This window comes from Bradyrhizobium sp. CSS354, assembly GCF_029051725.1.
In the GTDB taxonomy this organism is placed as follows: domain Bacteria; phylum Pseudomonadota; class Alphaproteobacteria; order Rhizobiales; family Xanthobacteraceae; genus Bradyrhizobium.
Genome location: NZ_JAACFU010000008.1, coordinates 52,077 through 76,112 on the forward strand (window position 1 = coordinate 52,077; position 24,036 = coordinate 76,112).

Here is a 24,036-nt window from a genome sequence, read left to right on the forward strand (position 1 = left end):
CGAGCGAAGCGACTTGTCCGCCGAAGCTTTAGCGAAGGCGGAAGCAATCCAGAATCTTTCCGCCGAGGGACTCTGGATTGCTGCGCTTCGCTCGCAATGACGATGCGGATAAGCCCGGCTCTTAAGACTCCCCCTTTCGTCGCGGCTGGCTTTGTGAAATCTTCCCATCATGCGCCGGATCATCGTCGTTGGCTGTCAGGGCAGCGGAAAGACGAGCCTCTCCCGGAATCTCGGGCGAATGCTCGGGCTGCCCGTGGTGCATCTCGACGTGCTCTACTGGCGGCCGGGATGGAAGCCATCCGACAAACCGAGCTTCCGGGCGCGTGTCACCGATGCGATCGCGGGCGACGAATGGGTTGTCGACGGCAGCTTCTCGGGACTCGCATTCGATCTCACACTCGCGCGTGCCGATACGCTGGTCGTCATCGACCGCCCGCGCTGGCTCTGCCAGTGGCGCATTCTCCTGCGCTCCGCCCTCGATCGCGACAAGACCCGGCCTGACCTCCCGGAGGGGTGTCCCGAACAGTTCGACTGGAAATTGATGCGCGAGGCGTGGCGCTACGACACCGAGCGCGCGCCTGTGATCGAGGCCGAGCGTGTGCAGTACGGTGCTGACGTCCCGGTCGTGCGCTTGAGACGCGATCGGGACATCCAGGGTTTTCTGGATTCGGTGCACGGCACATGATCGACGGCCGTGACGTGAGACCGGACGATCAGGATTTCTTCTGCGCGATACGCGCGGCGAATGCCTTCATCAGGTCGGTATCCGCCGCCTCGCCTTTCGCGTCCTCGGCGAGATGCTCGAACCAGCGCGCGAAGCCTTCGTAAACTTGGCTGGCCGGATGATCGGGGCCGAGGAAGCCGGAAATCTCCCGCATCTCCGCCACCCAGCGATAGGCTTTCGGGATCATGTCCGGCAGCGCGACTTCGAGCCGGGCCAGAACCGCGGGCTGGCTGAGTGCGAGTTCGTCGCGCAGCGCATCGGCCGCGCCCGCTTTCGTTGCCGCGACCACCATCGCCGAGCCGATCCCGGCGAGGCCCTTGATGATACCGGCGTAGGACATTTTTAGCGCGGACGCGGCGCCGACCGGCCCTTCGACGATCCGCACGTCGAGCCCGAGATCCTTCAGCACGGCGACGTCCTTGGCGTGCTCGCCGGACATGTAGAAGGCCGGGCTCTTGCCGCCGGGCTGGGGCGGGAACCCGATGATGCCGGCATCGACGAACGGCGCCTGTGCCGAGCCGATGATCTCCTCGATCCTCATCACGGTATCGACGTTGACGGCGTTGCAATCGACCACGACCGGCTTCTTCTCGCGCCGGACGATCAGCCCCGCCAGCCGCTCGGCGAGCGCCACGGCTTCGCCCGGCGGCACGATCGAGAGGATGATGTCGGCGTCCGCGATCGCGTCGTCCTCGGCGCCGATCATGCCGGCATCCGCCGCGCGTTTGCGCGTCGCCTCGCTCCGCCCATTCAACGACGTCAGCACCCGCGCACCGTGCTCGCCGAGACGTTGGGCCACCGCACTGCCCATGGCACCGGGCGCGAGGATCGCAATGGTTTTGGACATCGTGCACTCCAGATCGAATTCCGAGCAATGCGCTCGGTTCAACCGGAGACTAGCAGAGGACGGGACGCCCGCGTGATCGGCGGCCATCCCGCAGAGGAATGGCCCTACTCCACCTTCGCAGGCTGAGGCTGGAGCGCCGAGGCGTTGGCAATACGCGCGGCATTCGCCATGCCCGCCAGCGCCGCTGCCTTCTTCGAATCGGGCGCCGAGCCCGGCTGCACCACGCCGGCCGACATGATCAACGTCGCGGCGTCCTCGGTGCTCATGTCGACCTCGACGATCTTGCTCTTCGGCACGTAGAAGAAGAAGCCGGTCGTCGGGTTCGGCGAGCACGGCAGGAACACCGAGACGTGCTCCTCCTGACCCGGCAGGCTGCGGGAGACATCCTCGTTCGGCGATTGCGAGATCAGCACGATCGACCACATGCCCGGCGAGGGAAACTCGACCAGGCCGACTTTGCGGAAGCTCGAGCCCTTGCCCGAGAACAGCGTCTCGAACACCTGCTTCAGGCCACGGTAGATGGCGCGCACCGCCGGGATCCGGCCGAGGAAGGTCTCGCCGACATCGACCAGCGTTCGGCCGATGAGATTGGCCGCGAGGAAGCCGACCAGAGTCAGCGTGAAGAATGCGACGATCAGTCCCCATCCGGGGATGACGTACGGCATGTAGGTTTCGGGTCGGTAGGCCAGCGGCACGAACGGCCGCACCACGCCATCAACCCAGGTGACGAACCACCAGACCAGATAAAAGGTGACCGCGACCGGTCCCGTCACCACGAGACCGGTGAGAAAATAATTGCGGAAGCGGCCCATCAGGCCGGTATGCGGCTCCGGCAGGGGATCAAGAGGCGCAGGCGCGTCGTCACGGGGGTTCATTCGGGTTCCAGGTCGGTCGCTTCGTCCAAGCTAGGGTCTTCTAGCAGGTTTTGGAAGACCACGAAGCGTTCCGGCCCGGCCCTTCTGCCTATTCCACCGTCACGGATTTCGCGAGATTGCGCGGCTGGTCGACATCGGTCCCCATGATCACCGCCGTATGATAGGCGAGCAGCTGAACGGGGACGGCATAGACCATCGGCGTGAACGCTGCCGCCATATCAGGCATGACGATGGTGACGAGGGACTCGACGGTCGCCTCCGCCACGCCTTTGGCATCGGTCATCAGGATGATCTTGCCGCCGCGAGCGGCGACCTCCTGCATGTTGGAGACGGTCTTCTCGAACACACGGTCGTAGGGCGCGATAACGACGACCGGCATGGTCTCGTCGATCAGCGCGATCGGCCCGTGCTTGAGCTCGCCGGCGGCATAGCCCTCGGCGTGGATGTAGGAGATCTCCTTCAGCTTCAACGCGCCTTCGAGCGCGAGCGGGAAGCTGGTGCCGCGGCCGAGATAGAGCACGTCACGCGATTTGGCGATCTCGCGGGCGAGCTTCTCGATCTGGACCTCGGTGGTGAGCGCATCCGACATCAAACGCGGGATCTCGACGAGCCCGTGGACGAGCTTGGTCTCGTCCTCGTCGGACAGTTCGCCGCGGGCCTTGCCGGCCGCGATCGCAAGATTTGCCAGCACCATGAGCTGGCAGGTGAAGGCCTTGGTCGAGGCGACGCCGATCTCCGGGCCGGCCAGCGTTTGCAGCACGGTCTCGCTTTCGCGCGCGATCGTCGAGGTCGGCACGTTGACGACGGCCACCGTGTGCACGCCTTCGGCCTTGGCGTAGCGCAGCGCAGCCAAGGTGTCGGCGGTCTCGCCCGATTGCGAGATGAAGATGGCGAGATCACCCTTGCGCAAGGGCGCCTCGCGGTAGCGGAATTCGGAAGCGACATCGACCTCGACCGGCACGCGCGCGAAACGCTCGAACCAGTATTTTGCGACGAACCCGGCGTAGCTCGCGGTGCCGCAGGCCGTGATGTTGATGCGTTGGATATTCTTGAAGTCGAACGGCAGCTTGACCGGCAGCGAGACGCGCTCGGTCGCCATGTCGACATAGCGTGCCAGCGTGTGGCCGACCACTTCCGGCTGCTCGTGGATCTCCTTGGCCATGAAGTGGCGGTAATTGGCCTTGTCGACCAGCGAGGTCGAGGCGGCGTGCTTGGTCTTCTCGCGCTGGACGGCGTGGCCGTCCTTGTCGAAGATCGCAGCGCTCGTGTGGGTCAGCACGACCCAGTCGCCGTCCTCGAGATAGCTGATCGTGTCGGTGAACGGCCCGAGCGCGATGGCGTCGGAGCCGAGATACATCTCGCCGTCACCATAGCCGATCGCGAGCGGCGGACCGTTGCGGGCGCCGATCATCAAATCGTCCTCGCCGGCGAAGATGAAGCCGAGCGCGAACGCGCCGCGCAGCCGCGCCAGCGCCGATTTCACCGCTTCCACCGGCTTGTTGCCGCGCGTGAGCAGATCGTCGACGAGATGCAGCACGATCTCGGTGTCGGTCTGGGTGTGGAACACCGTGCCTTTCTTCTCGAGCTCCTCGCGCAGCTCGCGGAAATTCTCGATGATGCCGTTGTGAACCACGGCGACACGCTCGGTCGCGTGCGGGTGCGCATTGTTCACGGTCGGCTTGCCGTGGGTGGCCCAGCGGGTGTGACCGATTCCGGTCGTGCCCTTGAGCGGCTCGGCTTCCAGCCGCTTCTCCAGATTCTTCAGCTTGCCCTCGGCGCGGCGGCGCTCGAGATGCTTGCCTTCGAGCGTGGCGACGCCCGCGGAATCATAGCCGCGATATTCAAGACGTTTGAGCGAATCCACCAATTGCTCTGCAACCGGCTCGCGCCCGAGAATGCCGACAATCCCGCACATGCGGATCACTATCCCCCAAATCGTCGAAAAATCGCCTAAACGACGCGCTCGGTTTTTAGCGAAGTTCCTAAGGAACCAGATACTCAATAATTATTGCTGATTGAGACAGCACCGACGGCAACGAGCCTCGCCTGCGTCGAACTGGCTGGGCCATAAACCGCGCGCGTTAACTTGTTGTCAACAAATTTGGCCAACCCTCGCGTATCAAGGAGAGAGGCCATGAAAGGCTCATCCGACCGCAAAAGTCTGTCATCGATGTCTGTGCGCGCCAGCGAGACTACCGGCACGCACCTTGCGCACTGGCCGCCGCCCCAGCGCGGCAAGGAAAGCAAGCCCGTCTTCATCAAGCACGTCGCCGGCGAGCCGGCGAAGCGTGCCAAGCCGCGCGGCTGGCGCCTGACTCGCGCGATCTTCTCGGAATTCGCCGACGACGAATAGCGGCGCTCATTTTTCCGGCTTCTTGCCACCCGTCTTCATCTCGCGATAGCGCGCCGCGCCACCGTCGCGGATGGTCTGCGGGCTGCGCTCCAGCGCCATGGCGTCATCAGGCACGTCGCGCGTGATCACCGAGCCCGAGCCAATATAGGCGCCGTTGCCGATCGTCACCGGTGCGACCAGCGAGGAGTTGGTGCCGACGAACGCGCCCTGCCCGATGATCGTCTTGTGCTTCTTGAAGCCGTCGTAGTTGCAGGTGATGGTGCCGGCGCCGATGTTGGAATTGGCACCGATTGTGGCGTCTCCAATGTAGGAGAGATGGTTGACCTTGACGCCGGCCTCCAGCGTCGCGGCCTTGGTCTCCACGAAATTGCCGATGCGCGCGCCGTCGCCGAGCGAGGTGCCGGGCCGCAGCCGCGCATAGGGGCCGATGGAGACCTTGTTGCCGAGCTTGGTCTCGACGATATGCGAGAAGGAATGGACCACCGTGCCGTCGCCGATCGAAACGCCGGGGCCGATCACCACGAACGGCTCGATCGTCACGTCCTTGCCGAACACGGTATCCGCGGCGAGGTAGACGGTGTCAGGCGCGATCAGCGTGACGCCGGCCTCCATCGCCGCTTTCCGCAACCGCGCCTGCATCACGCTTTCGGCCTCGGCGAGCTGCGCCTTGGTGTTGATGCCGCGCACTTCGTCCTCGCTGGTTTCGATCACCACGGCATCCCATCCCTGTTCGCTGACAATGCCGACCGCGTCGGTCAGATAATATTCGCCCTTGGAATTCGCATTGCCGATCTTCTCGAGGATCGCGAGCGCGCGGCGGCCGTCGATCGCCATGACCCCGGCATTGCACAGCTCGATCCTGCGCTCCTCTGCGCTGGCATCCGCCTGCTCGCGGATCGCGACCAGGCGGTCGCCCTCGACGATGAAGCGGCCATAGCCGGTGGGATCGGCGGCGCGGAAGCCGAGCGCCGCAATTGCCGCGCCGTTGGCGAGCGGCGCGCGCAGCCGCGCAAAGGTCTCGGCCGAGATCAGCGGCGTGTCGCCGAACGCAATCAGCAGATCATCCACGCCCCCCGCAATGGCATCACGCGCCGCCAGCACCGCATGCGCGGTGCCGAGCCGGTCCTGTTGCACGAAGGTGAGCGCGTCGGGGCGGATGCGCTTTGCTTCGTCCGCCACCGCCTGATGGTCGGGTCCGATCACGACCGCGAGCGAGGTGCCGGTTCCCCTGGGCGCCGCGGCAAGCACGTGGGCGAGCAGGCTCTGGTGCGCGACCGGATGCAGCACTTTCGGCAGGTGTGAGCGCATACGCGTGCCTTCGCCGGCGGCGAGCACGATCGTGAGGCTGGAACGGGCGGTCATCGAAATCCTGTCAATCGGCCGAATCGATCGGCGCCAGCGGGCGACGGGCCGCCCTCATCAGCTATCGCCTTGCTACCCCCGCAAACGCCCGGAGTTCAAGTGCGACACGCTTTTCCTGTTAATGTTCCCTGATTGATTCGGGGAAGCCGGACAGGGGTTGGGCACTTAACGTTCATGGCAAAGGATTCCGACCCACTGGCGGATGCCTTCGGCGACAAGGAGACCGGCGGGCTGTTCTCCGGACTTGTAGCCGAGGAGAGTTCGTTCGATCGCGGCATGATGTGGCGGCTGGGCTCATGGGGCGTGGCGGCCGTCGGCGCCGTGGTGATTGCCGTGTTCGCCAACCAGGCCCAGCTCGGCTGGCGGCGCGACCAGGTTGCGTCCGCCGATCTCGCGCGCCAGGCCGACCGGCTCCAGATGCTGACCAAGGAGAGCCAGAACGAGGCCCGACGCCTCGCCTCCGCCATCGAGACGCTGAACACCGATCGCGACCGGCTCTATTCGCGCGTCACCGTGCTAGAGCAAGGGCTGGATTCCGTCACCGGCGCCATCGCCAAGCAGACGACAACGCCGCCGCAGGCATCCGTTGCGAAACCTCAGGACGCGCCGGCTTTGATCGGGCCGCCGGCGCCCGGCATCGGGCCGGTCGCCTCGACACCGGCTTTGGCCAACGACAAGCCGCGCGCAGAGGCTGCAAAGGAGCCATCGAGCCCGCCGCCACAAAGCGCGGCCGCGGCCTCGCTGGTCGCGCAGTTGCCGGCAACGAATTCGGCACTGCCGATGCTTCCGCTGGTCCCATCCAAATCGATCATGGCGCCGCCCGATCCGGCCGCCCCGAAACTGGTTCAGCCCGAGACCACTGAGAAAGCTGCCGAGAAGAAGCCCGATCCGGCGCCCGCGCCCATCGAAGTCGCCGCTGCACCAGCCAAGCCGCCGGAGGCCGCCGAAAGCGAGGCTCCCGCGATCGCGGTCCAGCAGACGCGCTTTGCGATTGATCTCGGTGGCGCCAACTCGCTCGAAGGCCTGCGCGCATTGTGGCGCGGGGTCACCAAATCCAATCCTGAGATCGCAGCGCTGCGGCCGATCATCATGATCAAGGAAGGCAACACCGGCCTCGGCATGCAGCTCCGCCTCGGTGCCGGCCCGCTGATCAACGCAGCGGCCGCAGCAAAACTCTGCGCCGGCCTCGCCGAGAACGACCGCCACTGCGAGACCACCGTGTTCGACGGCCAGCGGCTGTCAATGCGCGGCGGGCAGGAAAAACAAGAAAAGACTCAGGATCGAGTTCAAGAGAAGAACTCGGATAAGAACCAGGACTCGGTGCCGCAAGCCGAGACCGTCCCGGCGCCCGCGCCCACCGCGAAGCCCGACAAGCATCGCCGCAGCTATTCCTCAAAACGCTCATCGAAGCGCGAGGAGCCCGCGCCTGCTCCTGCGGCGCAGCCGGCCGCACAGCCGAAGCCGGAGACCGCGTCGGCGGGATCGACGCTGTCGTCGTTCTTCAGGCGGTAGACGCGGCATCCGCTCTGCGAAGACCATCTCGCGTCCGACGTATCAAACGATACGAAGGCCTCCGACCCAAGACGGCAGTATCCGCGACGAATAATGATTCGGAGCGGAGATGGCGGACGAGACGTTTCTGCGCGAGCACCTCGCGCTGATCCGCGAGCTGGCCGAACAGGCCGACCCCCACATCAAGAAGCGATTGCTGGCCTTGGCCGAAAAATACGAACGTCGGCTGAGGGACCAGAACCGGCCGGTGCAAAATCGGCCTTGATGCCTCATCGGCGCACGCAATCACTTACTCCATGCGCGCCTTTTCCTTCAGGTCGCGAATGCGGTTCTCAGCTTCATCCCTCGACTGGACCAGTTCCGACCAATCCTCGACCCGAGCTTCCTTGCTCAGCCTCTTGAGTTCGTCCAGTTGCTCCCGAGTTGGCTTTTCCATGCTCGCTCCTTGCATGCAGCATGCGTTGCGCGGTCACACCGTTTCAAACCTGCGCGACCCCCGCCTGTTCCTGGATAAGTTCGGGCCGGGCGCGGCCGCCTTGCTCATTCCGCAAGGGCCCGCGATCGACATAAAGTCACCTTCCCTGTTGCCCGCCCGCGCCTTCCCGACCATATTGCCACCATGACAAAAAAGCCCTTCCGCCTCACGCCCTACCAGGTGCAGTTCCTGATCGTCGTCGGCTTCGCCAGCGTCGGCTATGCGCTCTATCTGCGCTACCTCGGAATCGAAAACTCGCAGGTCGGTCTCGCCTGCGACGCCGGGCTTCAGACCCTGGTCTGCAAGGCGCGATCGGTCGCGACCGTGCTGTTCAAGAATTCAGTGTTCGGTATCGTCGCGCTGGTGGTGGCGACGTTGAACCTGATGCGGCCGTCGATCGTGCTGCTCACCGTCGGCATCATCGCCGCCGGCCTCGGCATCGTGCTCTACAATGTCGTGCTGTCGGGCCTGGCGATCGGCCTGCTCATTCTTGGATTTGCTCGGCCCGCGCCCGCCACAGCGTGAGCGCGAACAAGAGGTAGATCGCGCAGGTCCACAGCGACTGCCAATTATCGCGGCCCTCGTTGACGAGCACATAGGCCGCCGACAGCGTCAGCACGCCGGCGAAGACGGACTCCGCGATCGGACGCTGGCCGATCTGCGGCCGGTTCAGCATCAGGAGCGCGAACGGCACCACCGCCATCGTCAGCGCAGCGTAAGGGAAATCCTTGTAGCGCGGATCGAACACGAAGCCGAGTGCGGTCTGCGCCGCAATCACCGCCGTCACTGCCAGCGTCAAGCCGAGCACAGCGGTGAGCTTCGACCATTTCCGGCCCTCGCGCGGACCAAGCAGATCGAGAAAGGTCGGGAGGCTGCGGCCGATCACCATCGCCTGCGCGCAGAAGATCGGCGACAGGATGCCGGCCGCCAGCAGCGTGCCCCACAGCAGCCAGCCGCCGATGCCGTAGCTCTCGTAGTACATCTTGTCGGCGCCGATCCCGAGCAGGATGCCGGCCGAGGTCGCCGAGATCGCCACGCCGAGCCAGGCCGAGAAGCGCGGCGTCCACGGCCTGCGCCGCAACGTCAGGCCGGCCACCGCGAACACCAGCACGCAGAGGCCCATGCCGGCGCCCATGTACCATTTCCAGTACGGGAAATTGCTGATCGGCTGGCCCGGCGGATATTTGAGGCTCCGGCGCACCGAGTCATAGAGGCCCCAATAGCCGCCGACGGTGCCTTCCAGCTTGCGCTTCCACGGCTGGTCGTAGGACTCGATCAGATTGACGCGGAATTTCTGCGCTTTCGCCAGGCTCAGGATCTCCGAGACCACGCGCGCCTGGTTGGTGCGCGACGGCAGCGCGCCCTCGCGCATGCGCCCTTCGCTCGGCCAGCCGGTTTCGCCGATCAGGATCTCCTTGCCGGGAAATGCGACCGCCATGCGCTCGCGGATCTGTTCGACATGGGAGGCGGCAAACTTCGCCTTGACCGGGAAGTCCTCCCAATAGGGCAGGATGTGGATCGTGACGAAGTCGACGGCGTCATAGATCTCGCGATTCCTGAGCCAGAACTCCCAGACATCGGCATAGGTGACGGGCACGCTGACCTGTGCCTTCACCGAGCGGATGATGGAGACGAGGTCCGCGGTCGTCATCTCGCCGCGCAGCAGCACTTCGTTGCCGACGATGATGCTGGTGATGATTCCGGGGAAATCCTTGGAAAGACGAATGGCGAGCGCCGCCTGCTCGAAATTCTTGGTGCGGTTGCTGGAGAGCCAGATGCCCTGGAGCACTTTCAGCCCGCCGATCCGGGCCGCGATCGCCGGCACCTGGTCGAGCCCGTTCTCCATCGAATAGGTGCGGACGCAGTCGGTGATCTCCTTGAGCTGGCGCAGGTCCTGCTCGATCTGGTCGGCCTCGATATGGGTCCATGCGTTCAGCGGCGACTGCTCGCCGCGGAACGGCGCGTAGGAGACGCATTGGACCTTGTCGGCGGGATCGATCGGGGCGCGCGCGAGCGAGATCGGCGTGGCAAGCCACCACCACACGGCAGCGATCGCACCCAATGAAACGAGCAGAAGCGCCAGTGGCGTACGAAGAGAAATCGGTTCCGTCCTCCGCGAAGGGCCGTCGATTACCTGCTAGCACGGCGTCTGCCAAGGGGGTGACTCCGTTATGGATCCATCCCTCCCCTGAGGAATTTACCTGCGGCCGTTCGACCGAGGCCTAGCATCGTGACTTTGCTGGACAAATTTCCAGATTCAGGCCATGGACTCGGGAGGACTTTTCCGCCGCATTGGAGACCCATTTGGACGCCATCACCGGGCGCGTCCGCGAAGGTCCTGACGCGGACGGTCAGTGATATATTGGGGAATTCATGCGGCAACGGGTGTTCGAGTTACGAAATGCGGTCCTGCGGCAGTTCGCCGCCACCTTGGCCGTTTCTTCCCTTGTCATCCTGATTGGTATCGGCGCGGCCTCCGCCCAGAGCGGCACGCCCGCTCCAGACCAGAGCAAGGCAGCCGCCCAGCCCGCCGACGCGGCCAAGGATGCCGCCCAGAACCAGCGCCGCACCGACGAGTTCGCCGAAGCAGCCCAGGTCATCAGCGGTCCGGCCGGCAACCCCGAATGCGTCTGGCTCGGCCGGCGCGTGGTGCGGCTGATGTGGCGGGATGACCTCGATACCGCATTCCGCCATCTCGACCTCTACGATCGCTTCGGCTGCCCCGGCGGCCACATCCAGGCCGCCTTCCGCTGCTTGACCCGCTTCGGCGGCCAGATCGATCCCAAGGTCGCCGAGACCCTGGACAGCCGCGTGCACGCTTGCTGGATCAACCCGGCGTCGCAGCCGCAGCAGGCGGCGGCCGCGGCCGCGGCCTCGCAGCCGGCCGCGCCGGCAGCGGGCAATGCGCAGCCGCAGCCGGCCGCGAGCCCCTCGCCGGCGGCAAGCCCGTCACCGGCGCCCCCGAAATAGCCGCGATTGTTTCAGCCTCCGTTCAGGAACGATCGGCGATAGAGGCAATTGGCACTGCTGCGAATTTCGAAATGTGCATGCCCTCATACGGTCATGAGGCGATGACAGTTGTGAAACCGCGCGGCAGAGGTATGCTCCATTTGCCGCGGACTTGGTCGGATCTCGGGGTCGGATCCGCTTCCCTGCCCCCTCAGCCCCTTTTGGTTTAGCCGCGATGCGGGTTGTCGCCGCCGTTCTGTTGCTTGTGTCCGCGCTCCACGCCGGCCTCTGGGGAGTCTTGCGCGACAAGGAACCCGCGCCCGACTTCAAAGGCTTGCTGCCCAGTGTCTCCTACGCGCCGTTCGAGGGCTCGGCTCACCCCGACATCGACAACATTCCGTCGGTGGAGAAAATCCGCGCCGACCTGAAGACGCTGTCGACGATGACGCGCGCGATCCGCCTCTATTCGTCCACCGGCGGCGTGGAACTGGTGCCGCCGATCGCGGCCGAGTTCGGCCTCAAGGTCACCGTCGGCGCGTGGATCGACAAGGACAAGGATCGCAACGAGCGCGAGATCAAGGCCGCCATCGAGCTCGCCCGCAAGAACAGCAACGTCAACGGCGTCGTCGTCGGCAACGAGGTGATCTATCGCGGCGAGCAGAAGGTCGAAGACCTCATCGAGATGATCAAGAAGGTCAAGGGCTCGGTCCGCGTGCCCGTCACGACCGGTGAAATCTGGAACATCTGGCGCGACAATCCCGACCTCGGCTCCAACGTCGACTTCATCGCCGCCCACGTGCTGCCCTATTGGGAAAACTTCCGCTCGGACCAGGCGGTCGACCAGGCCGTCGACCGCTACAATCTGTTGCGCAACCTGTTCCCCGGCAAGCGCATCGTGATCGCCGAGTTCGGCTGGCCGAGCGCGGGTTACAATCTGCGCAACGCCGACCCCGGTCCGTTCCAGCAGGCGCTGACCTTGCGCAACTTCGTCAGCCGCGCCGACGCCATCGGCATGGAATACAACATCGTCGAGGCCATCGATCAGCCCTGGAAATACTTCGAAGGCGGCGTCGGTCCGTACTGGGGCATCCTCAACGCCAGCCGCGAGCCGAAATTCGCCTGGACCGGGCCGGTGGAGAATCCCGACTATTGGAAGCTGATGGGCGTCGCCCTCCTGGTCGGAATCCTGCTCTCGCTGCCGATCCTGCGGCTGCAGCAGCCGACGGCGAAGCAGGCGTTCCTACTGTCGGCCACCGCCAATGGCGTCGGCGCCTGGGCCGCCACCGTGTTCGCGTTCTGGAACGGACACTATTTCATCTTCGGCTCCGCCTTCGCGCTCACGCTCGGCATGATCCTGCTTGTTCCCCTCGTGCTGATCGCGATGGCGCGCATCGACGAGATCGCGGCCGTCGCGTTCGGCCGGCCGCCGCAGCGGCTGCTCACGAAAGGCAAGCCGGTCGACAACGTGCCCGAGAATTATTGCCCGAAGGTCTCGATCCACATTCCCGCCTATTTCGAGCCGGTCGAGATGCTCAAGCAGACGCTCGATGCGCTGTCGCGGCTGAACTATCCGAACTACGAATGCGTCGTCATCATCAACAACACCCCGGACCCTGCCTTTTGGCAGCCGATCCAGGACCATTGCCGCGCGCTCGGTGAACGCTTCAAGTTCATCAACGCCGAGAAGGTGCAGGGCTTCAAGGCCGGTGCGCTGCGCATCGCGATGGACCGCACCGCCGTCGACGCCGAGATCATCGGCATCCTCGATGCCGACTACGTCGTCGATCCCGACTGGCTCAAGGACCTCGTGCCGGCGTTCGCCGATCCCAGTGTCGGCCTGGTGCAGGCGCCGCAGGAACATCGCGACGGCGACCTGTCGATCATGCACTACATCATGAACGGCGAATATGCCGGCTTCTTCGACATCGGCATGGTCCAGCGCAACGAGACCAACGCCATCATCGTGCACGGCACGATGTGCCTGATCCGCCGCGCCGCGATGGACATGGCCGGCGGTTGGTCGTCCGACACGATCTGCGAGGACAGCGATCTCGGCCTTTCCATCCAGCAGCTCGGCTGGACCACGCACTACACCAACCACCGCTACGGCCAGGGCCTGCTCCCCGACACCTACGAGGCCTTCAAGAAGCAGCGTCACCGCTGGGCCTATGGCGGCCTCCAGATCGTCAAGAAGCACTGGCGGAACTTCCTGCCCGGGCGGAGCCGGCTGACGCCCGACCAGAAGCGCGAATATGGCCTGGGCTGGCTGAACTGGCTGGGTGCCGAAAGCCTCGGCGTGGTCGTGGCGCTGCTCAACCTCGTCTGGGTGCCGATCGTCGCCTTCGCCGACATCGCCATCCCCGACAAGATCCTGACGCTACCGATCATCGGCGCTTTCATCGTCTCGCTCGTGCACTTCTTGTCAATGTACCGTGCGCGCGTCGCGATCAAGCCCGGCCAGATGCTGGGCGCGATGATCGCGGCGATGAGCGTGCAGTGGACGGTGTCGCGCGCGGTGGCGCAGGGACTGATCACCGAGCACATTGCGTTCGCGCGCACGTCCAAGGGCGGCCTGTCCAGGATGTCGATCGAGTTCCAGGCGTTCTGGGAGGCCGTGATCGGCGCCCTGCTCCTGATCGGCGCCGGCGTGCTGGTGGCCTCCAACAGCTATCGCCAGATCACCGAGATCTACATCTTCGCCGGCGTACTGGTGCTCCAAAGCCTGCCGTTCCTGGCTGCGGTCGCCATCGCCATCCTCGAGCTCAGCCGCATCAACTCGTTCCAGTTCTGGCGCGACAGCGCGATCCGCACCGCCGAGCTGATCGGCCTGCGTCCGGTCGCGCTGCCGACCCCCGCCGGCACGCCGCAGCAAGTGCCGGTGCCAAGCGAGGTCCGGCGGGAGGCGAACTGACGGGGCTCCGAACGCGGCATCCGGCCTATCGGCGAACGTCGCGGGTTCTTCGGCGTGGATGGCGGCCCGCCATTCCGGTTGAAAATCCCGGCTCAAGCATTGGAAACGGCGAGCGAACTCCCGCTGTTGCCTTCAACTTCGGCAACCACCCGAGCTATTGACCTCCGCGCCCCATCCCCCTACACAGCGCGGGCCGAAAGCATGATCCGGAAACAGCCGGTTTTCCGCAACGCTTGCGTCAAATTGGCGGCAAGACATGCTTTTCCAAATGACCGAAGACGATGGCGATCTCTTCAAAGCCATCGGCGGCCATGGGAGCGCGTAGCTCAGCCGGTAGAGCACGTGACTTTTAATCACGGGGTCCTGGGTTCGAGCCCCAGCGCGCTCACCAAGCAAAATCAAGCGCCTAGCCGAGAAAACAAACCTCCTACCCTCCTCCCGAAAATCTCATGTGCACACACCATGCACACGGGAGAGCAGCTTCGACAGCGCTCGTGGGGCTCATCCGTCGGATGGTGCGGGGTCGTGTGCGAACTCGCGAGCAGATGGAGCAAGTCTGCCGTGAATGGGCTGAGAGGATTCAGCACGAGCCGAGTCGAGCTGCGCTTCTGGAAGTTGCCGAGAACTATCGCAAGGCCACCTGCTAGGACAGAGCCCAAGTTATCGTCCGTGCAAGAATGCTCCCTAAAAAGTACAGCCAAGCCGCCATGGAAAAAAGAATACCGAACCCGAAAGTTAGGGCGATGGCTATGTCCGTCAATCTGGCCTTTGATGATGTTTCCGGCGCTGCCTCGCCGATCTGTTCCAAAGCATTCATTACGCCACCCCCGGGCGATCGGGAAAAGCGCCAACCGGGAGGAAAGCAGTTCGTTCCTAAAGCAGTTGAGTAATCACGGGTAACGCCTCGGTGAATGAAACCATTCGCCGCTTCCGCGAAGCACTGACGAAACATTGGGGGCTCAGTCTCCCCTCGCTCACGAGCGGATCGTATTCAACACCTTTGCAGTCGTTCTTGGTGCCGGCGTCCTTTTCACGATGTACTCCGGTGACCTGGGCACGGACGTGGTTCTCGCCATCGCCGCCTGCTTTGCATAAGGCCCGCCGGCGTGAATCTCGTCCATACGAGAGGCCGCCCACTGAGGCGGCCTTACCTTCCTCCCGTCACGACACGAAAACGACGGGCCGCCAGTTTGTCAGGCGGCACGCGAACCGGATTGAACTTTGTATCGTTCCGCTGAGCGCGCTTGCAGTGGGGGCAGACGAAAAGGTGGGCGATGATCTCTTCCTCTTTGCCGCGGACTAGCTCCGAGCGAAACCATCTCATGGTGACGCGGCAATTCGGACACTCCGGGGGTTCAAGTTGCTCCATTGCTTTCTTTAGTAGGTCCATGCCACGCCCCCTGTTCGGGAAACAGTAGCAAAGCGTATCCGAGCGCGACGTATCAAACGATACACAAGGGGCGATCCTGAACGCGAAAACTTCTGACTCCAAAATAACAATTGTTGTGGCTGGAACATAGGCGACCGGGAAAACTAGGCAAGCGGGTGAGCCTGCCGATTGTGAAATAGATCATATTGCGAGCCAGAGATGCCGCGATACGATCATCGCACCGGGGCTGGCTGCATATTTCACTAAAATCTTTTTCACCCGGCTTTTTTGACAATGAGGCCGCAGCAGCCCCCTGCTGCGGCCTTCGTGTTCACGGCGCTTAGTACCAATGAGTTCGGCGTCCTGTGCCATGGAGAAGGTATTGTGTCCAAAGAGAAAAATTGCTTGATCGTTCGTGCTGCCGGAAGACAGCTGGATCTTTTGCGCGGCGAAGCCTCCCGCATCGCGAAAGGCAGTAACGTCGATTGGTGGATCGATCAGGCGGAGATCGGCACTCGCTTCTGCTTCGAAGATGCAAAGGCAAAAGAGTCATTCGCTCTCGCTTGTGACAACTTCGGTATTCCCTGCCAAGACGCCTAGCCCCCGCTTTGGCAACTGACGAGTAGGCCCACCAGCGTGAACCGGCGGCCCTGTGGCACGGGCATTGCTCATATCTAGTTGGCTGGGGATTAAGAGGACCCAGTTTGGTACAGGGCGCCGCCGGGACGCTTCATTTCGAGCCCGGCGGCGTATCTTTCTGGAACATCAAAGGCGATGCAGCGCTTGCTGAGCAGAGCAAGGTACATACTGGCCCTTAGGGCGTAGCGGGTCAGCCGCAACCGGTAGCGCATGAGCAGGAGCTGGATCAGGCGCATGGAGGCTCCCCATGCCAAGCGGCTCGGTAGTTGCGCTCCAGCTTGTCCAACATTTCGGACAAGTGAAACACGGCAAAGCACAGCTCTGTCCGCTCGCTGGACCCGTGAAACTGCTCACAGGCGATTGCGTAGCCGGTACGGCCTTGGGCCGGAACGATCGTCCGGCCGGACGATTGCTTCCTCTTTGAGTAGGAGTTGCGTCATGCGTCATGCGCCGTCGATTGTGCCGCTGGATCGTCTCGACCGGGACATTTACCTGGTGCTGGAAGACTTCGGCGCACGCGCCGGCTGCTCCTGGCGCGAGACCGACGAGCAGGACACCGACGTCGAGACCATCATCCGCGACCTGCTCTCCGGGCAGTACGCCTATCCGGTCCGTATTGTCGCCTTCAACGCGATCGAGGGCCGATCTCGCGATGCCACCAGCGAGATCGCAGATGAGCTTGCCGAGCGTGTCACGAGTAGCGAGATCACGCCGGCCTTGCAGGCCTTCGTCCAGGCAAATGCTTCCCGACCTTTTGCTGTACAACTGGCGCTGCCTCTGCGGGGAGCCGCCTGACATCAAATCTGTGATCGTGATGTTGCGTGGCAACGCAGTGACGGTGCACGACAGGCACAGTCGTCGGAAGTTCGCGCTTCCCCTTGGCTTTATTTTTTGGTACCAAATAAAATGAAACCAGCAAAAAAGATTCGTACCCAAAAACATCGCGGCCGCCCCGCTACTGGTCAGGGCGTCCAGATCGGCACGCGCTGGCCGGAATCGACTGTCGCTCGGATCGACGCATGGGCGTCGTGGCAGGAAGACACTCCGGCTCGCTCTGAATCCATTCGGCGGCTGGTCACGATTGGCTTGGGCAAACCCGCCCCGGCCGTCGCGGTCACGTCGGCCGCCAAGGCCTCCTCCGAGCGGGCTCGGGAAATGGCGGGTAACGCGATCGACAAGCTCAAAGACAACAAAGCGAGCCCGGATGACCAGGCCAGCCGCAAGCGGCGGCTCGTCAAGGGGCCCGAGGAATTCCAGAACGTTCGACGCGACCGGCCAAATCGAAAATAAATTGACCGGCGACCGCTTGGTCAATCTCGGCCTGAAGGCAACAGCAAATGATCAAACCCAAACGTTCGGCCGAGCAACAAGTCGCGGACGAAGCCAATCGAAAGACCCTCAATCCGATAGGATCGAGACAGACCATAGCGGACAGTCAAGCCACTCCGGAGTTTCAGGAGAACCTCAAACGCCTGAAGTCCGAGCGGCTGGAGCGTGAGGCTAGACTGAATCCGAAGCGCAAGGTCTGATTCGAGCTCATCGACCTTTCGCCTCGCCTGGTTGGGCCGGTCAGGCGAACGGGCCGCGTTGGATGGAGGGTGCAGAAGGTCATGGGAATGTTGAAGCGACGGTGGATGATCTTCCTGCTGGTTTCCGTGGTGATTGTTTGCTCGATCTACGCAAGCGCTCGGTACTATCTCAGCAAATGTCATGGCATGGATGCGTGCGCGGCCGCCGAAGCCGAGAACCATGAGCGAGATAAGCCAGCCGAGCCACAATAGTTTTCAGGTGAAAAGCCGGCTGCAAAGGCGGCGCCTGGGCCGCGGCCGGTGCAAGGTCGAAGGGCACTCGGCCGTGGTGAAACCTCAGCTATTCACATCGGGTTCATGCGTTCCAAGTCACTCTGCGATCTCTGGAGGCTTCCGATGATTATGACCGTTCTTGCAGCCGCGTTGATGATGGGACCGGCCACGTCCGATACGGGCCCCCGACCTTCCATCCAGCAGATCCAATATGGTATCCCCAGACACCCGCCCCCGTGCGGTCACGGCTGGGATCTGAGTTCGCGCGACGGGCTTTGCTATCCGAATGGCGCTCTGCCACCCGAGGAGCAAGCCGGGCGCCGGCAATACTACCGAGGCGATGGAGGATACGGCTATCCCCGCTACGGCTCCGGCAGATACCCGGTACCCTGCGGCGGCGATGGCGTTGATCTCGACGTTCGAGACGGCCAATGCTACCCAACCGGAACAGTGCCCCGGCGCTTTCAGAACAGGCCGCATTATTACTACCGGTATTGAGCCATGGCGTGGCCCGCCAGTGTGAACCGGAGCGCAGATTAAGGTTGGTCCATCTTGCGTCGGAGCTACTCGACGACTGCTCGTTGTTCCTCGACCCCACACACCCGCACCACCTGGTTTGCTTCCGCCCCACTGAGCGCGTGCGCCCGACGGATACCGAACCCGAGTCGCGGCCGGTCCAACGTCGAGGGTGCTAATCCACCGTTTTACAACCTGGGGAAAACTGCCTGCAGGTCAGCGCGCCTGCATTTTTCGAATCGCCCGTGCGTGCTCGCTGCCTCAGCACATTCTGGTTGTGGAGGGGCGCGTGAGCCAGTTTTTGTCCGTGCTGCTGCTGGCGACCGCCATGACTCTGACCCTGTGCTTCGGGGTGGCAGCGTGGCGCCAATCCGCAGTGAAAGACGTCGATATCACGGCCACCATTCCTCATCAGGAAAACGGCTGGCGAGCCAGGCCGACGAACTGAACGTTTTAGCCGGCAACCGTGATCAACGTAGAATGGTGGTGACTCCTCCGCTAGACATGGTGGCGGGCGATGCGATCATCGAGGTCCTGGTTGACTCCCGGGTTCACCCACGGCCGAAGACCGACACGCCGCCTGCACCCTTGCCAAACTCAGGATCGGCCTGCCAGCGTGAACCGGCGGGCCCAATTGCTGCGTGAGCAAGTCAGGATTTAATCGTCTCGGTGCCTCTAATCGTGCCTCAACCGCAGCTTTCACACGTTGCTCTATGGATCGCGCAAAATCGGTGAGGCCCACGAATTGAGCACCTGCCAGAACATCCCGAGATCGTCACCCCAGCCATCGGTGATCACCCACTCGTCATGCAGGCTGGGGAGCTTGTATCTCAGATCCTTAAGTGAAGCCCAGAAGCCGTGGGTCACGCTGTCGCCTACTCAGCGCGGTGCACGCTAAGCGTACCGGCGGGCCCCGCTACGATGCTCTCCTTTTGATAGAAGCTCGCGATGCAGTCGTTCGGAAGTCGGCTGGGGTCATTGGTCACATCGCTGTTCATCAACGTCGTTGGGTGAACCGTGTGCTGCGCCACCACCAGCCGTTGCTCAGGTGACAGGGTCAGACGCGCATGACGCTCCATGCTCTCGAGCCAAAAGACACTGAAGCTGTCTCGCTCCGACCGAATTTGCGTGCCGACTTTGCTGTAGTTCAACGCTACTGCCAAGCTGGCGCCGAACATCAAAGGCACAGCAATACCCATGACCGACGGAGGCAAAGGTGAGGCGGCGAGGAGCTTCGAAATTCGGTCTCGATGCGATCGGGCAAAAAGTGTGGCGCTCATGGTCAGACTAAATAGCACGAAGGCCAGCACCTCATTCTGCGCCCTCTCCACAAGACGATTCCCGGTCGCATATTGGTGCACGAAATATCCGAAATAGGCGCCGCCTATACCAATGAAAGCAACTCCTACGGCCAAGAACTTTCTGTTTCTCGAATCCACGTATTTCGGCTGCGGCAATGCGGTGGTGACCAACACTACAAACAAAAGCCACGTGCCCGTCGCGGGCTCTCTAAACAGGCGACCTAAGCCGATCAAGCCGAAAAGAAACGCCTCCTTCAGTGAGTTCGAAAAATCACCCGCCATCGGAAACTGACTCATGCGCACGGAATTGCCAGGCGCCGAGACCACGACGGCGAGACCGGTGAGGATCGCGAGACCAATCCACAAATGTGCAGCGACCTGGAGGCGTTGCGCAAATAACCAGCGAGCCAGTAGCGAGCAGGAGATCATGCCTATCAGCCAAGCCGCCGTGAACTCATTGCACATAGCCGCGACCAAACCACCGAACGCCATCATCGCTGTCGATGCGCGCGAGAGATTTACTCCATTTTCCGTGGCATTTATGAGTTCAGCAAACATCAAGAGGACGATCGCCGCAGCAACGGTGTAACAAGCGACACCTGGCAACCAGTAGAACATTTGCTGCAGGCTCGGAGCCTCGCTCCCGAGCACAGCCGCGAAGGCCAGCCCGAGCGCAATCTGCTGCAAGATGGTTGTGTCAGGCTGAATCCGTCGCGCGAGAAATATCATCGACACCACAAAGGTGACCATGAAAGCAACCATGATCAGCACGTAGCAGATGAAAAGATCTATGCCTGTCAAGGTGCGGAGGACAGCAGGAAGCTGCATCAGCAGCAACGGCGTGATACGCCCTATCGCGCTATGGTAGAATACCGATACCGTTCCGACGATGCCGTATTGGTTGTTCGTATAAAAGAAGCAAAAATCGTCGGACTCTGGGATCGAATATAGCGCCAAGCTTAGTAGCTTCAGGATGAACGCGCCCGCTACAACAACGACAATGGTCCACGCAGCCAGTTGCAGCCGCGCACATCGAGCATCGGCGTATGCAAAATTGACGTTGGTGTGCATGCATTGTTCTTTGAAAGAAAGCGCACTTCTGGTTGTTCAACGACGCATGACAGCGCCTAAAGGTTGAGCTGTCAATAAGGGCGTACGCTCTTACACAGTGCATGAGCTGCGTTGCCGCCTAGCCGCGCATGCAGGCGGGCCGCCGCGTTTGCTGCTGCAGCGGGTATTGCTCAAAACTACTCGCAGTGATACACGCGCATCCTGAGATTGAGGAAGGCCGATGGATTCCAAGTTGCCTGGCATTCAGGTGGGTCGCGCGATAGCCGCGATCTCAGTGTTCTATTTTCATTCCTACATCGGCCTGACGTATTTTGATAAGGCAAGCCTCCACACCTTCGACTGGCTGGCCGTGCAGGGCGGATCTGGGGTAGATTTGTTCTTCGCGATTTCTGGGTTCATCGTCTGCTATGTGGCGGCACGGCCCGACTTCACAACCGGCTCTTTCCTGTTAAAGCGGTTCTTCCGCATCTATCCATTGAACGCGCTTGTCACGCTGATTGTGGCCGCCATCTGTTTTGCCAACATCCGGATATCTGACGATACCAGCTTCTCGCATATCATTTGGTCCATCCTGATCCTGCCGCAGAAAGCACCGGTGAACTCCGTCGGATGGACTTTGGAATACGAGGTGGCGTTCTACCTCGTTGCAGCCATCCTTCTGCCGCGCGGCGGGCCGGCGGTCCTTCTTGCCTACTGCGCCGCCTCTTACGAGCTATACTATCTGGTGCTGCCGGAAAGCCCGTTTATCCTGCGCTTTGTCACTGAACATCACGCGGCTTTCGGCGCCGGCGTATTGGCGTTCATGATTATCACCCGACTCCCTGTGTTGCCTCTCATGGCAAGATGGTTGTTGTCGGCGGCGCTTGCGGCTGCCGGTGTAGCGGTATTTCTATGGGCATACAATTTTTTCAACAGCCCGTTGATCAGGCCGGCTGCGTGCATGCTTGCCGTGATTGGCGCGGCTCTTTTGCCGTCTGCCCCGAGATGGGCCGTGCGCTTGGGAGATATCTCATATGGATTCTATTTATTGCATTGGCCAGTGGTCTGCATTTCCTATTGGACGGCCGCTTCCATCGTTAAGCCAAACCCCGCGGCCGGTGAACTTTGGCGCTGGGGCTTGTTTCTCGTGGTGCTGGCATTGGCCAACCTCTCGTGGGTGTTTTTCGAGAAGCCTCTAAATCGTATGGCGCGCCGCCTAACAAATCGCACCGTAAACTCAGAAAACGGTGTCGGCGATTATGTAGCCAGTAGTCGCCGCACCGGAATTGTTCAGCGTGTTGGTGCAGCCGACTGACATGCCGATGCCGATGACGTTGACCTTGGCAATCGGACCACCTTGTCGCGTTAGCAACCGGACAAAGCCCCCCCACACACACCGCGCCGCATCTGCGGATGAAGTCGCGGCCGCGAGCGAAGCCAGGAGACCGCGACGGCGGATTACACCACGCCGCCGAAGTCGATGCCTTCCTTGGCGAGCGCCTCAGCTTCCTCGGCGGACGCTGTCGGCTTCGTCTCGAGGTAGGGGAGCTCAGTTGCTGGCAGAATGGTGCGGATGTTCTGGCCGTCTGTCCGCGTGATGCGAGCAACCCACCGCTTGGGCTCGTGCTCAAACCGTTCGATATGGTACTGCTTGTACGTAATCATGGCTTTCGGACGCAACTGACGCTGACACAGGCTTTGTTGTATCCAACATAGCACCGCCGTCCAACAGTTTCTTAAAGCTAGGTTAAGACCCGCGCGCGCGGACCGCCGGATATCAGGCAAAAAAGCGGCCTCAGGGACACCCCCGAGGCCGAGAAGGCGATTTGCTCGATCTGACTTCAGCTCTCCGGGGCCGAAACTGGAGCAGGCACACTCAGCGGCGCACCCCCCACCGAAACCGGCCCTATATATTTCGGCTGCCGGGCGATCCGTTTGCGGATCGCTGCGGACAGTCCATAGCGCGCATGCGCTCTTCGAACGGAGGACGTGACGTCCGACATCATGGCATTTTGCAGCGAGTCGATCTTCGCAATCAGCGTGGACAGCTGCGAAGATACCTTCCTCACATCGACCCGTTCGTCCGTGATGCTCTGTCGCAGCGAAAGCAGCACCATCGAATCCGCCTGCAGCACAGCCGCGTTTTGTTGCAATGCCTGATTGCTCTCCTGCAGCGAAGCCGTGTGTTGCTGCTGGGTCGACTGAATATCCTTCAAGGCAGCGACAACCGGATCCGGCTTTGGCGCCGAAGCTTCTTGCCGCGGAAGCAGATCAGCCAGGCTGCTCAGATTCAGCGATGGCAAGCCGGACGGCCATGTGTAGATCGCCGCCGCGCCGTTGATGGCCAGGGCACACACCGACAGCGCCATGATCGACGTCCGGCTGGACCGCTTGATCGGTTCTGGAGCGTCCAAGATTTCGGGTTCGTGGGCCGCGATGGCCGCAGCAAGTGCTGCAGGGTCGAGCTGTTCGACAAGGCCTTGGCTTTCGAAAGTCGTGGTCATGGCATTGACCCCAATGAGCGAGCAACAGGAAGCCGTCGCCGGAACGTCCTCGCGACGGCTCCCTTACGCAGCACCCATCTACAACTGTCTAAAATTGTGAGCTTTTCAGCTTAATTCCAAGTTAGCGGCCGCGGCCTGCCGCAGACTCCGCCACCCCGGCCGACTACGGGGTCCGTGCGACGGACATGACTCGCATGCCGGTGCAAGTGCTCCTCCGATCCCGGGACGCCGTCTCGGTCCAAAGCGGATTTTCCGAAGTTGGCAACTTACCCCTGTTTTGCCCGACGCGTCAACCGGCATCTCCGCCGGATGCAGGACCGCTTTGTGCCAAAAAGAAAGCGTTGTGCCAGCAGGACTTAGCTACTGTGCATGGGGTTGTTTTCGCGTTTTGACCAGCGCCTGGTCATCCGCCCGGTATCCCTGTCCCAAAAGCCGCGAGACAACCCGCTCAAAAAGTGTAGGATTCGACAAAACAGGGAGGAGCGGCATGTTTGAAATCAGCGGTTTCGACACGGCAGGAATCGTCAGCCTCAAGCGGCTGTCACTCACCGCCGCCCTCAAGAAGGCCAAGGAGCTTATCGCCGACGGGTGCTGGGGCGTTCAGGTGATTGGTCCAGGGGGCCAGGTCTACACCTCGTTCGAGGAGCAAGCCGCATAGTCGCCCGCCTTCTGCATCAGCCTTCGGCATCATTCGGAAAGCACCCGACCGATCGCGCATCGCGCGCTCCGGCGGTTGAGGTGATCAACGTGAAAACCCCAGCGCCTGGTGGAGCGCTGGGGCGTTTTCAAAATATCAATCGGTAAAGCAATGACGCCTTCGTAGCAGCGATCCCGACCATCGCTTGTG

At 62.3% G+C, this 24,036-nt stretch carries 26 protein-coding genes and 1 tRNA gene; 16 read left to right on the forward strand and 11 right to left on the reverse strand.

All coding sequences use genetic code 11. The features are described from left to right. Positions 1–169 precede the first annotated feature (169 nt). Positions 170–685 carry an AAA family ATPase gene (locus GWG67_RS20505; protein ID WP_275171127.1) on the forward strand — a complete coding sequence of 172 codons (516 nt, stop codon included), beginning with the start codon at positions 170–172 and terminating at the stop codon, positions 683–685. A gap of 28 nt (positions 686–713) precedes the next feature. Here GWG67_RS20505 and GWG67_RS20510 read toward each other — a convergent pair whose 3' ends face one another. The 3 genes from GWG67_RS20510 to glmS form a co-directional block, all read right to left on the reverse strand. Beyond that, the gene (locus tag GWG67_RS20510) at positions 714–1,571 is read right to left on the reverse strand and encodes an NAD(P)-dependent oxidoreductase (RefSeq protein ID WP_275171128.1); all 858 of its coding nucleotides are present in this window, start codon (positions 1,569–1,571) and stop codon (positions 714–716) included. A gap of 104 nt (positions 1,572–1,675) precedes the next feature. Next, positions 1,676–2,446 carry a DUF502 domain-containing protein gene (locus GWG67_RS20515; protein WP_275171129.1) on the reverse strand — a complete coding sequence of 257 codons (771 nt, stop codon included), beginning with the start codon at positions 2,444–2,446 and terminating at the stop codon, positions 1,676–1,678. Between the two features lie 88 nt (positions 2,447–2,534). After that, positions 2,535–4,361, reverse strand: a complete 1,827-nt coding sequence (gene glmS / locus GWG67_RS20520) for a glutamine--fructose-6-phosphate transaminase (isomerizing) (protein WP_275171130.1) — start codon at positions 4,359–4,361, stop codon at positions 2,535–2,537. A gap of 219 nt (positions 4,362–4,580) precedes the next feature. On the opposite strand from glmS, the gene GWG67_RS20525 reads away from it, so the two are divergent. Next, on the forward strand, positions 4,581–4,799 hold the full coding sequence (locus GWG67_RS20525) for a hypothetical protein (RefSeq protein WP_106944786.1): 219 nt from the start codon (positions 4,581–4,583) through the stop codon (positions 4,797–4,799). A 6-nt stretch (positions 4,800–4,805) separates the two neighbouring features. Here the strand turns inward: GWG67_RS20525 and glmU are convergent, their stop codons facing one another. After that, complete coding sequence (gene glmU, locus GWG67_RS20530; RefSeq protein WP_275171131.1) at positions 4,806–6,161, reverse strand: bifunctional UDP-N-acetylglucosamine diphosphorylase/glucosamine-1-phosphate N-acetyltransferase GlmU; 1,356 nt, start codon at positions 6,159–6,161, stop codon at positions 4,806–4,808. Positions 6,162–6,335: 174 nt separating this feature from the next. On the opposite strand from glmU, the gene GWG67_RS20535 reads away from it, so the two are divergent. Both GWG67_RS20535 and GWG67_RS20540 read left to right on the forward strand, forming a co-directional pair. Further along, positions 6,336–7,673 (forward strand): hypothetical protein, encoded by a 1,338-nt coding sequence (locus tag GWG67_RS20535; RefSeq protein WP_275171132.1) that lies wholly within the window; start codon positions 6,336–6,338, stop codon positions 7,671–7,673. A 109-nt stretch (positions 7,674–7,782) separates the two neighbouring features. Then, positions 7,783–7,938 (forward strand): hypothetical protein, encoded by a 156-nt coding sequence (locus GWG67_RS20540; RefSeq protein WP_275171133.1) that lies wholly within the window; start codon positions 7,783–7,785, stop codon positions 7,936–7,938. A 24-nt stretch (positions 7,939–7,962) separates the two neighbouring features. Here GWG67_RS20540 and GWG67_RS20545 read toward each other — a convergent pair whose 3' ends face one another. Beyond that, positions 7,963–8,109: a hypothetical protein gene (locus GWG67_RS20545; protein WP_275171134.1), complete on the reverse strand. Its 147-nt coding sequence runs from the start codon at positions 8,107–8,109 to the stop codon at positions 7,963–7,965. A 183-nt stretch (positions 8,110–8,292) separates the two neighbouring features. On the opposite strand from GWG67_RS20545, the gene GWG67_RS20550 reads away from it, so the two are divergent. Continuing rightward, entirely contained in the window at positions 8,293–8,673 is a 381-nt protein-coding gene (locus GWG67_RS20550; RefSeq protein ID WP_275171135.1) for a hypothetical protein, read from the forward strand. Here the strand turns inward: GWG67_RS20550 and GWG67_RS20555 are convergent. Further along, positions 8,633–10,192, reverse strand: a complete 1,560-nt coding sequence (locus GWG67_RS20555; protein ID WP_275171136.1) for a beta-(1-6) glucans synthase — start codon at positions 10,190–10,192, stop codon at positions 8,633–8,635. The two genes, GWG67_RS20550 and GWG67_RS20555, sit on opposite strands and share 41 nt — an antisense overlap. A 329-nt stretch (positions 10,193–10,521) precedes the next feature. Between GWG67_RS20555 and GWG67_RS20560 the strand changes: the two genes are divergently transcribed. From GWG67_RS20560 to GWG67_RS20580, 5 genes are all read left to right on the forward strand, one after another. Next, positions 10,522–11,118, forward strand: a complete 597-nt coding sequence (locus GWG67_RS20560; RefSeq protein ID WP_275171137.1) for a beta-1-3, beta-1-6-glucan biosynthesis protein — start codon at positions 10,522–10,524, stop codon at positions 11,116–11,118. Positions 11,119–11,332: 214 nt separating this feature from the next. Further along, positions 11,333–14,008: a glycosyltransferase gene (locus GWG67_RS20565; protein ID WP_275171138.1), complete on the forward strand. Its 2,676-nt coding sequence runs from the start codon at positions 11,333–11,335 to the stop codon at positions 14,006–14,008. 315 nt (positions 14,009–14,323) lie between these two features. Further along, a tRNA-Lys gene (locus GWG67_RS20570) sits at positions 14,324–14,399 on the forward strand. 358 nt (positions 14,400–14,757) lie between these two features. Continuing rightward, entirely contained in the window at positions 14,758–14,898 is a 141-nt protein-coding gene (locus tag GWG67_RS20575) for a hypothetical protein (protein WP_275171139.1), read from the forward strand. Between the two features lie 863 nt (positions 14,899–15,761). Next, positions 15,762–15,977, forward strand: a complete 216-nt coding sequence (locus tag GWG67_RS20580) for a hypothetical protein (RefSeq protein ID WP_275171140.1) — start codon at positions 15,762–15,764, stop codon at positions 15,975–15,977. An 89-nt stretch (positions 15,978–16,066) separates the two neighbouring features. Here GWG67_RS20580 and GWG67_RS20585 read toward each other — a convergent pair whose 3' ends face one another. Continuing rightward, on the reverse strand, positions 16,067–16,252 hold the full coding sequence (locus GWG67_RS20585) for a hypothetical protein (RefSeq protein WP_275171141.1): 186 nt from the start codon (positions 16,250–16,252) through the stop codon (positions 16,067–16,069). Positions 16,253–16,454: 202 nt separating this feature from the next. On the opposite strand from GWG67_RS20585, the gene GWG67_RS20590 reads away from it, so the two are divergent. From GWG67_RS20590 to GWG67_RS20605, 4 genes are all read left to right on the forward strand, one after another. Continuing rightward, positions 16,455–16,811 carry a hypothetical protein gene (locus tag GWG67_RS20590; protein WP_275171142.1) on the forward strand — a complete coding sequence of 119 codons (357 nt, stop codon included), beginning with the start codon at positions 16,455–16,457 and terminating at the stop codon, positions 16,809–16,811. A gap of 111 nt (positions 16,812–16,922) precedes the next feature. Continuing rightward, positions 16,923–17,306, forward strand: a complete 384-nt coding sequence (locus GWG67_RS20595; RefSeq protein ID WP_275171143.1) for a hypothetical protein — start codon at positions 16,923–16,925, stop codon at positions 17,304–17,306. 47 nt (positions 17,307–17,353) lie between these two features. Continuing rightward, positions 17,354–17,545 carry a hypothetical protein gene (locus GWG67_RS20600; protein WP_084777559.1) on the forward strand — a complete coding sequence of 64 codons (192 nt, stop codon included), beginning with the start codon at positions 17,354–17,356 and terminating at the stop codon, positions 17,543–17,545. A 1,078-nt stretch (positions 17,546–18,623) separates the two neighbouring features. Continuing rightward, complete coding sequence (locus GWG67_RS20605; RefSeq protein WP_275171144.1) at positions 18,624–18,782, forward strand: hypothetical protein; 159 nt, start codon at positions 18,624–18,626, stop codon at positions 18,780–18,782. 263 nt (positions 18,783–19,045) lie between these two features. Here the strand turns inward: GWG67_RS20605 and GWG67_RS20610 are convergent, their stop codons facing one another. Together GWG67_RS20610 and GWG67_RS20615 are read right to left on the reverse strand one after the other, a co-directional pair. Next, entirely contained in the window at positions 19,046–19,201 is a 156-nt protein-coding gene (locus GWG67_RS20610; RefSeq protein WP_275171145.1) for a hypothetical protein, read from the reverse strand. Between the two features lie 8 nt (positions 19,202–19,209). Beyond that, positions 19,210–20,706, reverse strand: a complete 1,497-nt coding sequence (locus GWG67_RS20615; protein ID WP_275171146.1) for a DUF6056 family protein — start codon at positions 20,704–20,706, stop codon at positions 19,210–19,212. A gap of 220 nt (positions 20,707–20,926) precedes the next feature. Here GWG67_RS20615 and GWG67_RS20620 point away from each other — a divergent pair, with 220 nt between their 5' ends. Further along, a complete protein-coding gene (locus tag GWG67_RS20620; protein WP_275171147.1) occupies positions 20,927–22,000 on the forward strand; it encodes an acyltransferase in 1,074 nt (357 codons plus the stop codon). Between the two features lie 143 nt (positions 22,001–22,143). Here GWG67_RS20620 and GWG67_RS20625 read toward each other — a convergent pair whose 3' ends face one another. Together GWG67_RS20625 and GWG67_RS20630 are read right to left on the reverse strand one after the other, a co-directional pair. Next, a complete protein-coding gene (locus GWG67_RS20625) occupies positions 22,144–22,350 on the reverse strand; it encodes a hypothetical protein (RefSeq protein ID WP_275171148.1) in 207 nt (68 codons plus the stop codon). Between the two features lie 176 nt (positions 22,351–22,526). After that, a complete protein-coding gene (locus tag GWG67_RS20630) occupies positions 22,527–23,189 on the reverse strand; it encodes a hypothetical protein (RefSeq protein ID WP_275171149.1) in 663 nt (220 codons plus the stop codon). Between the two features lie 487 nt (positions 23,190–23,676). On the opposite strand from GWG67_RS20630, the gene GWG67_RS20635 reads away from it, so the two are divergent. After that, complete coding sequence (locus tag GWG67_RS20635) at positions 23,677–23,847, forward strand: hypothetical protein (protein ID WP_007590796.1); 171 nt, start codon at positions 23,677–23,679, stop codon at positions 23,845–23,847. Positions 23,848–24,036 lie beyond the last annotated feature (189 nt).

Excerpts from the sequence above, each read along its gene's own strand:
- glmS (WP_275171130.1), bottom strand. The coding sequence starts at position 4,361 with ATGTGCGGGATTGTCGGCATTCTCGGGCGCGAGCCGGTTGCAGAGCAA.
- GWG67_RS20535 (WP_275171132.1), top strand. The coding sequence starts at position 6,336 with ATGGCAAAGGATTCCGACCCACTGGCGGATGCCTTCGGCGACAAGGAG.
- GWG67_RS20510 (WP_275171128.1), bottom strand. The coding sequence starts at position 1,571 with ATGTCCAAAACCATTGCGATCCTCGCGCCCGGTGCCATGGGCAGTGCG.
- GWG67_RS20625 (WP_275171148.1), bottom strand. The coding sequence starts at position 22,350 with ATGATTACGTACAAGCAGTACCATATCGAACGGTTTGAGCACGAGCCC.
- GWG67_RS20560 (WP_275171137.1), top strand. The coding sequence starts at position 10,522 with ATGCGGCAACGGGTGTTCGAGTTACGAAATGCGGTCCTGCGGCAGTTC.
- GWG67_RS20540 (WP_275171133.1), top strand. The coding sequence starts at position 7,783 with ATGGCGGACGAGACGTTTCTGCGCGAGCACCTCGCGCTGATCCGCGAG.
- GWG67_RS20635 (WP_007590796.1), top strand. The coding sequence starts at position 23,677 with ATGTTTGAAATCAGCGGTTTCGACACGGCAGGAATCGTCAGCCTCAAG.
- GWG67_RS20515 (WP_275171129.1), bottom strand. The coding sequence starts at position 2,446 with ATGAACCCCCGTGACGACGCGCCTGCGCCTCTTGATCCCCTGCCGGAG.
- GWG67_RS20590 (WP_275171142.1), top strand. The coding sequence starts at position 16,455 with ATGCGTCATGCGCCGTCGATTGTGCCGCTGGATCGTCTCGACCGGGAC.
- GWG67_RS20585 (WP_275171141.1), bottom strand. The coding sequence starts at position 16,252 with ATGCGCCTGATCCAGCTCCTGCTCATGCGCTACCGGTTGCGGCTGACC.
- GWG67_RS20575 (WP_275171139.1), top strand. The coding sequence starts at position 14,758 with ATGTCCGTCAATCTGGCCTTTGATGATGTTTCCGGCGCTGCCTCGCCG.
- glmU (WP_275171131.1), bottom strand. The coding sequence starts at position 6,161 with ATGACCGCCCGTTCCAGCCTCACGATCGTGCTCGCCGCCGGCGAAGGC.
- GWG67_RS20565 (WP_275171138.1), top strand. The coding sequence starts at position 11,333 with ATGCGGGTTGTCGCCGCCGTTCTGTTGCTTGTGTCCGCGCTCCACGCC.
- GWG67_RS20615 (WP_275171146.1), bottom strand. The coding sequence starts at position 20,706 with ATGCACACCAACGTCAATTTTGCATACGCCGATGCTCGATGTGCGCGG.
- GWG67_RS20620 (WP_275171147.1), top strand. The coding sequence starts at position 20,927 with ATGGATTCCAAGTTGCCTGGCATTCAGGTGGGTCGCGCGATAGCCGCG.
- GWG67_RS20505 (WP_275171127.1), top strand. The coding sequence starts at position 170 with ATGCGCCGGATCATCGTCGTTGGCTGTCAGGGCAGCGGAAAGACGAGC.
- GWG67_RS20545 (WP_275171134.1), bottom strand. The coding sequence starts at position 8,109 with ATGGAAAAGCCAACTCGGGAGCAACTGGACGAACTCAAGAGGCTGAGC.
- GWG67_RS20550 (WP_275171135.1), top strand. The coding sequence starts at position 8,293 with ATGACAAAAAAGCCCTTCCGCCTCACGCCCTACCAGGTGCAGTTCCTG.
- GWG67_RS20595 (WP_275171143.1), top strand. The coding sequence starts at position 16,923 with ATGAAACCAGCAAAAAAGATTCGTACCCAAAAACATCGCGGCCGCCCC.
- GWG67_RS20600 (WP_084777559.1), top strand. The coding sequence starts at position 17,354 with ATGATCAAACCCAAACGTTCGGCCGAGCAACAAGTCGCGGACGAAGCC.
- GWG67_RS20630 (WP_275171149.1), bottom strand. The coding sequence starts at position 23,189 with ATGACCACGACTTTCGAAAGCCAAGGCCTTGTCGAACAGCTCGACCCT.
- GWG67_RS20525 (WP_106944786.1), top strand. The coding sequence starts at position 4,581 with ATGAAAGGCTCATCCGACCGCAAAAGTCTGTCATCGATGTCTGTGCGC.